Source organism: Amycolatopsis sp. GM8, assembly GCF_021653975.1.
Taxonomy (GTDB): Bacteria; Actinomycetota; Actinomycetes; order Mycobacteriales; family Pseudonocardiaceae; genus Amycolatopsis_E.
The window spans coordinates 148,172-161,052 of record NZ_JAJKFK010000004.1; the positions used below are offsets into that span (position 1 = coordinate 148,172).

Annotated in this window: 13 protein-coding genes; 7 read left to right on the forward strand and 6 right to left on the reverse strand. The window is 68.4% G+C overall.

The window, feature by feature from the left end:
- Positions 1-12: 12 nt before the first annotated feature.
- The 5 genes from LOZ83_RS19405 to LOZ83_RS19425 form a co-directional block, all read right to left on the reverse strand.
- Positions 13-1,377 carry a Rieske 2Fe-2S domain-containing protein gene (locus LOZ83_RS19405; protein ID WP_236792260.1) on the reverse strand — a complete coding sequence of 455 codons (1,365 nt, stop codon included), beginning with the start codon at positions 1,375-1,377 and terminating at the stop codon, positions 13-15.
- A gap of 46 nt (positions 1,378-1,423) precedes the next feature.
- The gene (locus LOZ83_RS19410; RefSeq protein ID WP_236792261.1) at positions 1,424-2,317 is read right to left on the reverse strand and encodes a VOC family protein; all 894 of its coding nucleotides are present in this window, start codon (positions 2,315-2,317) and stop codon (positions 1,424-1,426) included.
- A 91-nt stretch (positions 2,318-2,408) separates the two neighbouring features.
- Positions 2,409-3,206, reverse strand: coding sequence for a 3-(cis-5,6-dihydroxycyclohexa-1,3-dien-1-yl)propanoate dehydrogenase (hcaB, locus tag LOZ83_RS19415; RefSeq protein WP_236792262.1), 798 nt, complete (start codon positions 3,204-3,206; stop codon positions 2,409-2,411).
- Positions 3,206-4,066 carry an alpha/beta fold hydrolase gene (locus tag LOZ83_RS19420; protein WP_236792263.1) on the reverse strand — a complete coding sequence of 287 codons (861 nt, stop codon included), beginning with the start codon at positions 4,064-4,066 and terminating at the stop codon, positions 3,206-3,208. The genes hcaB and LOZ83_RS19420 overlap by 1 nt, the downstream gene beginning before the upstream one ends.
- Entirely contained in the window at positions 4,063-4,386 is a 324-nt protein-coding gene (locus LOZ83_RS19425) for a non-heme iron oxygenase ferredoxin subunit (protein WP_236792264.1), read from the reverse strand. The genes LOZ83_RS19420 and LOZ83_RS19425 overlap by 4 nt, the downstream gene beginning before the upstream one ends.
- Before the next feature lie 188 nt (positions 4,387-4,574).
- Between LOZ83_RS19425 and LOZ83_RS19430 the strand changes: the two genes are divergently transcribed.
- Positions 4,575-5,324 (forward strand): SDR family NAD(P)-dependent oxidoreductase, encoded by a 750-nt coding sequence (locus tag LOZ83_RS19430; RefSeq protein ID WP_236792265.1) that lies wholly within the window; start codon positions 4,575-4,577, stop codon positions 5,322-5,324.
- A gap of 31 nt (positions 5,325-5,355) precedes the next feature.
- Here the strand turns inward: LOZ83_RS19430 and LOZ83_RS19435 are convergent, their stop codons facing one another.
- The gene (locus LOZ83_RS19435) at positions 5,356-6,600 is read right to left on the reverse strand and encodes an FAD-dependent oxidoreductase (protein WP_236792266.1); all 1,245 of its coding nucleotides are present in this window, start codon (positions 6,598-6,600) and stop codon (positions 5,356-5,358) included.
- A gap of 155 nt (positions 6,601-6,755) precedes the next feature.
- Between LOZ83_RS19435 and LOZ83_RS19440 the strand changes: the two genes are divergently transcribed.
- The 6 genes from LOZ83_RS19440 (at position 6,756) to LOZ83_RS19465 (ending at position 12,813) form a co-directional block, all read left to right on the forward strand.
- Positions 6,756-7,565: an IclR family transcriptional regulator gene (locus LOZ83_RS19440; protein ID WP_236792267.1), complete on the forward strand. Its 810-nt coding sequence runs from the start codon at positions 6,756-6,758 to the stop codon at positions 7,563-7,565.
- Positions 7,566-7,644: 79 nt separating this feature from the next.
- Positions 7,645-8,526: an alpha/beta fold hydrolase gene (locus tag LOZ83_RS19445; RefSeq protein WP_236792268.1), complete on the forward strand. Its 882-nt coding sequence runs from the start codon at positions 7,645-7,647 to the stop codon at positions 8,524-8,526.
- 18 nt (positions 8,527-8,544) lie between these two features.
- The gene (locus LOZ83_RS19450) at positions 8,545-9,342 is read left to right on the forward strand and encodes a 3-ketoacyl-ACP reductase (RefSeq protein WP_236792269.1); all 798 of its coding nucleotides are present in this window, start codon (positions 8,545-8,547) and stop codon (positions 9,340-9,342) included.
- Between the two features lie 29 nt (positions 9,343-9,371).
- A complete protein-coding gene (locus LOZ83_RS19455; protein ID WP_236792270.1) occupies positions 9,372-10,223 on the forward strand; it encodes an alpha/beta fold hydrolase in 852 nt (283 codons plus the stop codon).
- A gap of 9 nt (positions 10,224-10,232) precedes the next feature.
- Positions 10,233-11,723, forward strand: a complete 1,491-nt coding sequence (locus LOZ83_RS19460) for an NAD(P)/FAD-dependent oxidoreductase (RefSeq protein ID WP_236792271.1) — start codon at positions 10,233-10,235, stop codon at positions 11,721-11,723.
- A gap of 10 nt (positions 11,724-11,733) precedes the next feature.
- On the forward strand, positions 11,734-12,813 hold the full coding sequence (locus LOZ83_RS19465) for an alcohol dehydrogenase (RefSeq protein WP_236792272.1): 1,080 nt from the start codon (positions 11,734-11,736) through the stop codon (positions 12,811-12,813).
- The last annotated feature ends 68 nt before the right edge of the window (positions 12,814-12,881 follow it).

Consider the following 12,881-nt stretch of genomic DNA (forward strand, 5'->3'; position numbering starts at 1 on the left):
ATCAGCCCTCGCTCAGATGGATTCACCGGGTTTGGTGTTGCGCCGCAACTCGTCCCAGCTCGGGCGCTTGAGCCATTCCTTCCACACCAGATAGGTCCACAGCTGCGCGTGCTCGTTGACCGGGGCTTCGATCTTGGCGAGGCCGTCGTCCTGGACGATCTTTCCCCGTCCCAGCCCCATCTTCAGCAACTGCGGCACGTTCCGCGCCTCGCCACCGCGGGTCTGCGCCATGCTCTGCGACCAGTTCTCGCCGTCTTCCTGCTCCAGGAAACCCGCCGGCCCGAACGAATGGATCTGCCTGCCCAGGTGCGCTTTCTGTGCCTCCGCACTGTCTGCGCGGTTGCGGAAGCTGAACCACCAGATCTCGGTGGTGTCGACGGTCCGCGGCACCCGCAGGCTCAACTGCCCGTCGAAGGTGATCCAGCTGTTCGGGAAGACGTGCGGGTGGCCACCGATCTGGAGCCCGAGGGGGCCGAGTGCGGCCGCTGTCTCGGGCCGGTCGTGCCATTCGAAGATGGACATGTACTCCGGTGGCAGCGCCGACATGACCGCGGACCAGGACGGGCCGGAGATCGCATGGCCGTATTCGGCCAGCAGCACGATCGTGTCGGTGTCCGTGCGCAACCGTTGCACCCCGAGGTTCTTGCCCTCCGGGGTCATCGCCCCGCCGGAGTCCAATGTGTCCGGTGAGCTCGGCACCATGCCGACCGCCTGCGCGGAGATGTGCGTGATCTGCGGGTGGTAGAAGTCGAAGGTGTTGTCCGCCGGGAACTTCCAGTTGGTCTTGAGCACGAACTTCTGGATCCCCGGCACGACCTCCATGTCGCCGCGCTGGGCGACCAGGTCGAGGCTGAGCCGGCCGGTGCGGCCGAGGAACTCGTGCAGCGGCGGCGCCTCGGGGTCCATCGTGGCGAAGACGAATCCCTGGTAGGTGTCCAGTTGCGCCACGCGCCGCAGCGGATGCTTCGACTTGTCCAGCTCGTCGTGGTAGAAGTCCTTGAGCCCCGGGACGCCGACCAGTTCACCGGCGAGGTCGAACGTCCACCCGTGATAGGTGCACATGAAGTTCTTGACGTTGCCCTCGTCCGCGCGGCACACGGCGTTCCCGCGGTGGCTGCACGTGTTGATCAGTGCCTTGATACCGCCGTCGCGCTGCCGCACCACGAGCACGTTGTCGCGGCCCATCGGCGCTTCGAAGAAGTCGCCCCGTTTCGGGATCTGGCTTTCGTGACACAGGAACAGCCAGGCGCGCCCGAAAATGTGCTCCATCTCGAGATCGAAGATCTCTTCGTCGCTGAAGATGCGGCGGTCCAGTTCGCCGGTCTCCACGTTGACGAGCTCGTCGAGCCGGTCGACGACGCTCCGCGATGCCGTCATGGCCTCTCCTCTCTCTCTGCCGAATCTGGTTACCGGCCAGGCGGTTTCAGTCCTGGTCGAACTCGTGGCCCCAGTAGGCCGCCGCGTCGTAGGTGACGACCGACCAGTTGTCGTCGTCGATGAGCAGGCCCTGCGTCCCGTACTCGACCCCGAAGCCGGACGGTGAATGCATGTAGAACGACAGCATCTTGTCGTTGGTGTGCCGGCCGAGCGTGGCCAGCTTCTGGATCTTCTGCGCGTGCACCTTGTCCAGCGCGCGCCCGACCGTGTCGACGTCGGCGACCTCGATCATGAAGTGGTTGATCTCGGTCTTCGTGTCCGCGCCGGGCCGGTTCGGTGCCACCGCGAGGGAATGGTGTCGCGGGTTCACGTGCAGGAAGGTCAGCACCAGGCCCGGGATCGGCACGATGTAGTCACTGATCTTGAAGCCGAGCACGTCGCGGTAGAAGGCGATCGCGGTGTCGGGATCCGCGCAGGTGACCACCACGTGCCCGAGCCCGAGGTCGCGGCCGTCCGGTGTGGTGGTGACGAACGTGGCGCCGGTCGGCGACACGAACGGAAGCTTCGGAGCCGTTGCGCCGTAATGGAATTCGAGCGTGACCCCAGCCGGGTCGGTACAGCTGACCAGCCGGCGCACCCCGCGCAGTTCGGCGAGTGCGGCGTCCTCCTTGTGTGCGACGCCGGCCGCGTCCAGAGTGCGGACCACAGCGTCGAGTTCGTCCGGGCCCGCGACCTCCCAGCCGACATAGGTCAACTCGTCCTCGCCGGCGGTCAGCGCGAGCCGGTACCGCCGTTCGTCCATACGTAGCAACAAGGTCGGTGTGCCGTCGCTGTCGGTGTGCTCGGCCTGCATACCGAGGATGTCCGTCGCGTAGTGCTCCCAAGCGCCGAGATCACGCACGCCCAGGCCCAGGTAACCGAGCGCGTGCACGTTTCCCATGAGCTCTCCGTCCTCTTGTCCGGTTGGTTCTCGTGGTCAGTATCTGTGCGCCGCCGGCAGCCGAATAGAGAAGCGTTCCGGCTGGCAGAAATTACGCCGAAGGTGCCGGGCGTTGCGGCGTTCCCACCGAGCTCAGGTCGAACACCGTGCCGGTGACCGTCCGCGACGCTGTGGGTGAAGCGAGCAGGAGGTAGGCACCGACATAGTCGGCGGGCTCGATCTCTATTTCCAGTGCGGAAAAGCGTTTCTGATATTCCCCGATCGGCATGTCGCCGATCGAATTCCGTTCGAGTCCGAGCGCACCCGGGCCACGCAGATCGGTGGCCATGCCGCCGGGAGCGACCCCGTTGACCCGGATTTCCGGCGCGAGCTCGAACGCGAGCTGGCGCACGACACCGACCCCGGCGTGTTTGGACGCCGTGTACAACGGACCGCCGCCCATCGGAAAGAACGACGCGTTGGACAACGTGAAGATCATGCTGCCGCGCGTGGACCGGAGTGCGTCGACCGAAGCGCGGGCGCCGAGTAGATACGCCTTGACGTTGACCGCGAACAATTCGTCGAACGCGGGTCCGAGTTCGTCGGGGTCGATGTCCGTGAGCGGCTTGCCGAAATCCCACAGTCCGGCATTGCCGATGAACACGTCGAGCTTCCCGAACGCCGCGATCGCGGACTCGACCGCTTTCGCATTGTCGCGTGCGGACGTGACATCTCCGGCCACGCACGGGACATCGGGTCCCAGGTCCTTGGTGACCTGCGCGAGCTTCTCGGGTGACCGATCGAGAATCGCGACGCGCGCGCCCTCTTCGAGGAAACGCTCCGCCAGCGCCCGGCCGAGACCCGATCCACCGCCCGTGATCAGTACGGCGCGGCCGTCCAGCGAGCCCATCACGTGCTCACGAGGAAATCGCGGACGAGCCGGTTGAACTCGTCGGCGTGTTCGAGCTGCGCCCAATGTCCGCACCGGTTGAGCAGCACCAGGCGCGAATCGGGAATCATCGCGAGCGCCCGCATGCTGACCTCGTAGTGGACGGTCCGGTCGTCATGACCGTGGATCAGCAGCATCGGCACGTCGCACTCCGGGAGTTTGGCGGCCGCCTGGAGGAACGCTTCGCCGCCGACCTGGGCGCGGGCCAGGTCCAGCCAGTTCTTCAGGTGTTCGGGATGTTCGAGCGCGGCTTGTGAGCGTTGCGCGGCCAGCTCGTCCGTGGCGAACGACGGGTCGAAACACATGACCTGGACCAGCCGCTTGAAGTTCTCCGCCGACGGATCCTCGTACGTCTCGCCCAGGACCCGCAGTCCCTCGGAAAGCCCGCCCGGGGCGAGCACGCTGGGACCCCACACGCCCGAGCCCATCGTGACCACATGCGACACTCGCTCGCGGTGACCGGTCGCCATCATGAAGGCGATCCCACCGCCCATCGAGTTGCCCACAAAGGCGGCCCGCTCGATCTCGAGCGCGTCCATCAGCTGCCGCGTCGCCGCCGCCTGATCGCGCCCGGTCGTGAGATTCTGTTCGCTCGATTCACCCCAGCCCGGCATGGTCACCGCGATGACCCGGAAATCGCGGGCGAGAACCGGGATATTGGGTGCGAAGTTCGACCAGCCGGTCGCACCGGGGCCGGTGCCGTGAATGAGGAATACGGGGTGACCCGCACCCGCTTCGTTGATCTGGATCCGGTAGTCCGGTGTCTCCACGATGCGCTGGGTGTTTTCGTAGGTCAGCACCGGATCGGTGGTCGCCGTCATGCCGATTCTCCTGATTCCGGAACGTCCACCATGACGTCGTCACCGGTGATCCGTACCTGGTATGCGCAGACCGGCCGGGTCGCGGGCGGGCTCAGCACGGCCCCCGTCCGGATCGAGAACTTGGCGAAATGCCAGGCACATTCGACGATGTCGCCGTCGACATAGCCGTCGGCCAGTGACGACTCGTCGTGGGTACAGGTGTCGGCGAGTGCGAAGAACTCACGGTCGACATTGAACACCGCGACCGGTGGCTCCCACTCCGTTTGCATCGCCTCGCCGTCATCGACATCCGTCCGGCCGCACGCCCGTCGCCACGCCATTGCTTACCTGTTCCCTTCTTCGATGCCCGTCTGCCCGGTCTACCCCGGCGCGCGACCGCGGAGCAACGGTACGGTTCTGCCTGCTGGAAAAACGGCCGGTCCGTGCCGGCCCCTCGCCATTCGATGTACCGTATCTTATACGCGGAGTTGCGCCGGGCGCCCGATCGAACTCGATGGAGGCCATGACAATGTCGTCGGATGAACCACGGATCGCGCTGATCACCGGGGCTGGCTCGGGTCTCGGGGCGGCGGCCGCCGATCGGCTCGCCGAGGACGGTCACCTGATCGTGGCGGCCGACCTCGATCCGGCCGCCGCGCAGAAGACCGCGGACCGCGTGCTCGCCGCCGGCGGGCGTGCCGAGTGCGGGCAGGTCGACGTCTCCGATGCCGGCGCTGTCGCCGATCTGGTGCGGGGCATCGGCGAGCGGCACGGCCGCCTCGACATCGTCGTGTGCAGCGCGGGCATTTCGCATCGCCCGGGACCGACCGCCGAACTCGACCCGGAGATCTGGCAGCGCGTCCTCGCCGTCAACCTGACGGGCACTTTCCTGACCTGCCGGGCCGCGGTGCCTTTGATGCTGCGCAACGAATACGGGCGCATCGTGCTGCTGAGTTCGATCGCGGGCAAGGAGGGCAACGCCGGCCACGCGGCGTACTCGGCTTCGAAGGGCGGGGTCATCGCGTTCGCCAAGGCGCTCGGCAAGGAACTCGCGACGACCGGCGTGCTGGTGAACGCCGTCGCGCCGGCGGTGATCGAGACACCCATGGTGACCCGGGGCAACCAGGATCTGGTCCGCGCGATGGCGGCGAAGATACCGATGAACCGCCTCGGCCGGGCCGACGAGGTCGCCGAACTCATTGCCTGGCTGGGCTCCGACGCCTGCTCGTTCTCGACTGGCGCGGTCTACGACATCTCCGGCGGGCGCGCGACCTACTGATCGTGTCGCATGTGGACGGTGCTCGCGGCGCTCAGGCGGGTTTGGGCACGCCCTTGGCCAGCTGCGCGAGATTGGCCGAGGGGTCGGCCAGAACGTCCGCCGGCACCACGGCGGTGCGCTCGATGAGCCTGCGGGCGGCGGCGACTTCGCGTGGCGAATCGAGTCCGAGGGTGGCGATCACGCGCTCGTCACGGAGCCAGAAAGCGAGGAAACGTTCAGGGGTCGCACCGGCTCGCAGCACGAGCGTGTCGGTGGGCCGGGGACGGCCGAACAATTGGTACGTCAAGCCGAATTGATCCGACCACGCATAAGGGGTGGCGGTGAATTCGGCCGGTCTGCCCGCCATGGAGGCGCCCACGGCGGCGCCGTGACGCATCGCGGTGTCCCAGTGCTCGATCCGTCCGGGTTCGGCCAGTGCCGGATGCGGCTGGCTGGCGACGTCCCCGGCGGCCCAGATCCACGGGTTGCTGGAGGCGCCGAACCGGTCGACCACGATGCCGTGCCGGTCGGTGCGGAGCCCGGACATGATGGCGAGGTCGTCGCGCGGTGCTACGCCGATCCCGACGACGGCGGCCGCCGCCGGGAGCCGGCGGCCGTCGTCGAGCAGCACCGATTCCAGCCTGCCGGTGCCGGCGAATTCGCGCACCGTGCGACCGAGGTGAAAAGGTGTTCCGTGCCCGGCGTGTAAATCGTGCACGAGGTGGCCGATCGAGGTGCCGACCGCATGCACCAGAGGCCGCGGTGCCAGCTCCACGACGGTCACGTCCAGCCCGTGTTCGCGGGCCTGTGCCGCCAGTTCGAGGCCGATGAATCCGGCACCGATGATGACCAGCGGCCCGCCCCCGCCGAGCTGCCGGTTCAAGATCGCGGCGTCGGCGGCGTCGCGGAGCGAGAGGACACCCTCTAGGCGGGCGCCGGCAATGTTCAGGCGCCGCGCCCGGACGCCGCTGGCGAGCAGAACTTGATCGGCGATGAGCGGCGGGCTGCCGTCGTCGAGATGGACACGCCGCCTGGTGGTGTCGAGCGCGCGCACCCGTACGCCGAGCCGGAGTTCGAGGGAATGGTCGGCATAAGTCTGTTCGTCGATGATCGGTTTGAGCTTGAACTCGGAGATGCCGAGTAACGATTTGGACAGTGGGGGACGTTCGTACGGCAGGTTCGGATCGGCGTCGATCATGGTGATCGCACCGTCGTAATCGGCCTGACGCATGGCCAGGGCGGCCGACACGCCGGCCGCGCTCGCCCCGATGATGACCGTGTGCTCGTGGGTACGCACGGCGGGGAGTATGCGGCCGGGCGCGCGACGGCGGCAATCTTGTTGTTCCGCGAGGCAGAAACGACGGCCTCTAGAAAACGGGGGAGCCCTCCGTTACTCTTCGTCGATACCGTCCCCGAGACTCGTCGGGACGGGCGAAGTACACGGGAGGCACCGTGGCCCTACAAACGCGCAGCCGCGAAAACGGAACCGGCCCGGTCGAGGTGTCAGCCGGGGCCGGTTTGGACAGTTCCGCCGGCAAGGCGCTGGCTCTGCTCGACGCGTTTCGCGACGGGGGCGCGGTAGTGGGGGTGTCGGACCTGGCCGACCGGGCCGGGATGGCGAAGTCCACGGCGCACCGCTTGCTCGTGGTGCTGATCGAGCGCGGCTACGTGCGGCGGGTGAACGGGAAATACGCGCTCTCCTCGTGGGTGTTCGAACTCGGCAACCAGGTGCCGATCGCCCGCACCAACGGGTTGCGGGACCGCGCGATTCCGTACATGACCGAACTCTTCGCGCGTACCCGCACCACCGTCCACCTGGCTGTCCTGCGCGGCACCGACATTCTCTACGTCGACAAGCTCTACGGTCACGACTCGGTGCACGCCGCCACCACCATCGGTGCCCGCCGCCCCGCGCACGCCACCGGCCTCGGCAAGGCGATGCTCGCCTTCGCCTCGAACGAGGACCTGCACCGGAACCTCTCCGTGCGCTACCGGCGTTTCACCGCGTACACCGTCGCGACCCCCGGCAACATGGCGCAGATCCTCCGCCGCGTCCGTGAGGAAGGCTGTGCGACCGACCACGAGGAGTCGTTTCTCGGCATCTCGTGCCTCGCCGCGCCGATTCTCGATCCCCGTACCCACCATGCCGTGGCGGCCCTTTCCCTGACCGCGGGTACCGGCACCGGCAACGCCGCGCTCCTGCGGCACAAGAACCTCCTGCTCGGCACCGCGCAGACGCTCTCGGCCCAGCTCGCCGGCTGAGCCTGGACCCAGATTTTCAAACCCGAATAGTTTCGAATGGGAGTTGAATCTTGCCCGGGACACCCCGTATCGTCGGCTTGTGACCGACAACGTCGTGGTGCGGGCGAACGGTATCGACATCTGCTACGAGTCGCTGGGCGACCCGGGCGATCCGGCCCTGCTGCTGATCATGGGCATGGGTACGCAGCTCAACGGGTGGGAGATGGAGTTCGTCTCCCTGTTCGTCGACCGCGGCTTCCGTGTGGTGCGGTTCGACAACCGGGACACCGGCCGTTCGACCTGGTTCGGCGACGCCGTGCCCGACCTGCCCGCCGCGCGCGCCGGCGACGTGAACGCGGCGGTGTATTCGCTGGCGGACATGGCCGATGACGCCGCCGGACTGCTCGACGCGCTGGGCATCGAGCGGGCGCATGTCGCGGGCGCGTCGATGGGCGGGCAGATCGCCCAGACACTGGCCATCCGGCATCCCGGACGCGTGCTGTCGCTCGCGTCGATCATGTCCACCACCGGCGATCGCACCGTGGGGCGTGCGCTGCCGGAGGCACTCGCCGCCATCGTCGCGCGGGCTCCCGACACCCGCGAAGAGACGATCGCCGCGGCGCTCGAGCGGGGCCGGGTCCTTGCCGGCGGCGGATTCCCGTTCGACGCCGAGCTCGCCCGCGTGCGCGCGGAACGTGCCTACGACCGCGCGAACAATCCGCTCGGGAAGGTACGCCAGCAGGCCGCGCTGCTCACCGGTGGGGACCGGACCGCCGCGCTGCGCGAGCTTCGCGTGCCTGCCGTCGTCATCCACGGCACCGCCGACCCGCTCGTCACGGTCAGCGGCGGCGAAGCCACCGCGGCCGCGATTCCGGGTGCCGAGCTGGTGCTCATCGAGGGCATGGGGCACGAGTTCCCGGCCGGCGCGCGGGCCCGGATCGTCGACGCGATCGCCGTGAACGCGGCTCGCGTGCACGCCTGAAAAACAAAGGGAGCAATGGTGCGATCCCCAGCAACTGAAGAGGTGCGGCGCGTCGCCGTCGTCACGGGCGGCAGCCGGGGCCTCGGCCTGGCCGGCGTGCGCGCCTTGGCCGCGGAGGGTTTCGATGTCGCGGTCTGCGATCTGGACGAGCCGGAAGAGGGTTCCCGCGGTCTGGCGAAGGAACTGTCCGAGTTCGGGGTGCGATCGCTGTACCGCACGATGGACATCTCCGATCTCGGTGCGCATGCCGCCTTTCTCGACGACGTCGAGCGTGAGCTCGGCCCGGTCGACTGCCTGCTCGACAACGCGGGTATTCCGGATCGCCCGCTCACCGACATCCTCGACGTGCAACCGTCCACATTCGACAGATCCGTCGAGGTGAACCTCCGCGGCACGTTCTTCCTCACCCAGGCCGTCGCACGGCGCATGCTCGCGCGGGCCGACGCGCCCTGCCGCCGGTCGATCATCGTGATCAGCTCGGTCGCGGCCGAGATCCCGTCGCTCAGCCGGTCGCAGTACTGCCTGACGAAGGCGTCGTTGTCGATGCTCGTCAAGCTGTTCGCGCTGCGGCTCGGGCAGCACGGGATCGACGTGCACGAGATCCGGCCCGGTTTCATGCGCACCTCGATGACCGCGTCCGCCGGTGGTGACCGGATGGCGGCCGCCATCGAGGCCGGCCGGGTGGCGATTCCCCGGTGGGGCGAGCCGGAGGACGTCGGCGCGGCGGTGGCCACGCTGGCGAGCGGCCGGCTGCCCTATCTCACCGGCCAGCCCCTGTGGATCGCCGGTGGCCTCAACATCCAGCGCGCGCTCTGACGCGCACCACTTTTCGAGGAGTGCCAACGATGAACTCCAGCGACGACCGGCGCACCGGATCGGTGGCCGCGGGGGCGGTCGACGTCGGTTTCGTCGACGCCGGTACGGACGAACCGGGCCGGTGCCCGATCGTCCTGCTGCCCGGGACCGGCGGCCGGCCCGCCACGCACTACGCGTTCCTGCTGCCGATGCTCGCCGCGCGGCATCGCGTGGTCGGCGTCGACTTCGCCCCGATTCCCGAAGACGCCGGTGAACTCGGCGTCGACGATCTCGTCGAGCAGGTGGTGGCCGTGCTCGAACACGTCCTGCCCGGCCGCCGCGTGCTGCTCGTCGGGTACTCCCTCGGCGCGGTCGTCGCCACGGCGCTGGCCGCGCGACGGCCCGATCTGGTGGACAGCCTGGCCCTGGTGGCCGGGTGGCTGACCACCGACGTGCACCAGCAGTTGCGCAGCTCGGTCTGGCACGCCCTGCGGGCCGAGGACTCGAAGGCGTTGCGCGACTACATGACCTACTGCGCGTTCAGCCAGCCCTACCTGCTGGCCCGCACCGCGCTCGAACTGGAGCTGCTGCCGACCCGGTTCGAGCTGGACGAGCGGCTCGACCAGCACATGGACCTCAACCGGCGGGTGGATATCGCCGGTCTCGCCCAGCACGTGGCGGCCCCGACGCTCGTCGTCGGGTGCACCCACGACCAGATGGTCCCGGTACGGCACAGCAAGCTGCTGTTCGGCGCGATCACCGGCGCGCGCTACACCGAAATCGCCTCCGGTCACGGCGTGCTGCTGGAACGCCCCGCCGAGGTGTACCGGCTCATCGAGTCGTTCGCCGCCGACCCCCACCATCATCCGGCGGGCAGCATCCTGCCCGCCCCGGCGCCCTGAGGAGCAGCCATGTCCACACCAGAGCACGACGACCCGCTGACCGACGTCGAGACGATCGTCGTCGGCGCCGGCTTCGCGGGCGTGGGGCTGGGTATCCAGCTGGTCCGGGCCGGCCGTACGTCGTTCGTCATCCTGGAACGCGCCGATGACGTCGGCGGTACCTGGCGCGACAACACCTACCCGGGCGTCGCCTGTGACGTGCCGTCGCACCTGTACTCGTTTTCCTTTCACCCCAAGGCGGACTGGTCGCGCGTCTTTTCGCCCGGCGCCGAGATCTGGCAGTACCTGCGCGACGCCGCGCGGGACGAAGGCGTCCTGCCGCACGTCCGGCTCGGCGCCGACATGCGGACGTGCCGGTGGGATCCGCAGGCGCGGCGCTGGATCGTGCACACGTCGTCCGGGACGTACACCGGCCGGTTCCTCGTGCTCGCGGCCGGGCACCTCGCCGACGAGAAACTGCCTGACATCCCCGGGGTCGAGTCCTTCCCCGGCGACCTGTTCCACTCCGCGCGATGGCGGCACGACCGCCCGCTCGCGGGGAAACGGGTGGGCGTAGTGGGTTCCGGGGCATCGGCGATCCAGATCGTGCCGTCCATTGTGGACGACGTCAGCGAGCTGGTGATCTTCCAGCGGTCGGCCCCGTGGCTCATGCCGCGCCGCGACCGCGCGTATTCCGACGCCGAGAAGCGCATGTTCCAGCGCGATCCCGCGAGCCGGGTTTCGGTGCGCACGGAGTGGTTCTGGAACCTGGAGTTCAACTACGCGGCCCGGCGCCGGCTCGAGCCGTTCTTTTCCGGCGCGAAGGCTGTCGCGAGGGCGCATCTCGCGAGCCAGGTGCCCGATCCGGATCTGCGGCACAAGCTCACGCCGGACTACGAGCTGGGCTGCAAGCGAGTCCTCATCTCGAGTGATTTCTATCCGGCGGTGGCCAAGGACAACGTCACCCTGGAGCCGTCCGCACTGTCCCGAGTGGACGGAAGCAGCGCGATCAGCGCCGCCGGCAACTCCTACGAACTCGACACGCTGGTGTTCGCGACCGGCTTCGAGGCGGCCGACCCGCCGTTCGCGGCGAACGTGTACGGCAAGGACGGCCGCTCGCTCGCCGAGCACTGGGCGGGTGGCATGCACGCCCTGCAGTCCGCCGGCGTTCCCGGTTTTCCCAACATGTTCATCATCAACGGGCCGAACACGGGCCTCGGGCACAACTCGGTCGTGTACATGATCGAGTCGCAGCTGCGGTACGTGCTCGGCGCGATGGACTACGCCGATCAGCACGCGCTGGCGACGCTCGAACCCGATGCCGGGGCGGAACGGACCTACCTGGCCGAGGTGCGTCAGCGCAGCGAGGGGACGGTGTGGCTCGAGGGCGGTTGCCGGAGCTGGTACGTGGACCCGGGATCGGGCGAGCTGACCATCATCTGGCCCGACTTCGCACACGTCTTCCGTGACCGGAACTCGGTGTTCGAACCGTCCGGTTACGCCGTCACCGGCGCGTACTGAGGAGCTTCCGATGAAAGCGTTCGCCGTCGTCACCGCCGACGACCCCACGATCACGGAGATCGAACTGCCCGACGTGGCACCCGAGGCCGGCGAGGTGGTGCTGCGGGTGCTGCACTCCGGCGTGTGCCACACCGATGTCCACTTGCGACTCGGCTACTACGACCTCGGCAGCGCGGGCCGGATGCGCCTCGTGGAACGGGGTTTCAGCTACCCGCTCGTACCCGGGCACGAGATCGTCGGCGAGGTCGTCGCCGCCGGGCCGGATGCCCGCGGTGTCGCGATCGGGGACGTGCGGCTGGTCTATCCGTGGATCGGTTGCGGTGCCTGTCATCGCTGCGCCGCCGGGGACGACAACCTGTGCCTGCGCGGCCGGGTGCTGGGCGTGAACAAGCACGGTGGTTACGCCGAAACGGTCCGCGTGCCGGACGCGAAGTACCTCGTGGAGCTCGGGGGACTGGACCCGGCGTCCGCGGCGCCGCTCGCCTGCTCCGGGCTGACCGCGATGGCCGCCGCGAACAAGGTTCTGCCGTTGCCGCCGGACACCCCGGTCGTGGTGATCGGCGCCGGCGGGGTGGGGCTGAACGTGGTGGCCGTGCTCGCCGCACGAGGGCACGCGGCGATCTGTGCCGCCGACGTGAACCCGGACAATCTGGCGCTCGCCAAGGAACTCGGTGCGACGTCGACGGTGCTGCTCGGCGGGGACGATGACATCGCCGCCGTAACGGGTGCCACGGGCGGCCCGGTCGAAGCGGTGATCGACCTCGTGAACAGTTCGTCGACCGCGCAACTGGGGATCGGCCTGCTGACCAAGGCGGGCCTGCTCGTGCAAGTGGGGCTCTTCGGCGGTGAATTCACCGTTCCGACCCCGCTGATGCCCCTGCGCGCGCTGCGGCTCGAAGGTGCCTTCACGGGAACACTGGCCGAACTGCGAGATGTCGTCGAGCTGGCCGCGGACGGCCGCCTTCGCGCGGCGCCGGTTCTGCCGGGCGTACTCGATCGCGACGGCGTCAGCGACTCATTGGACCGCCTGGCGAATGGCGGCGTTCCGGGCCGCATTGTGCTGTCCGCGTCACAGCCGGAATCCTTGTGAGCTGCGGGAGCGCCGTGCTAATTTCAAATCTCTATTGAAACTGTTCGAGCTTGAAAACTGACCGGACG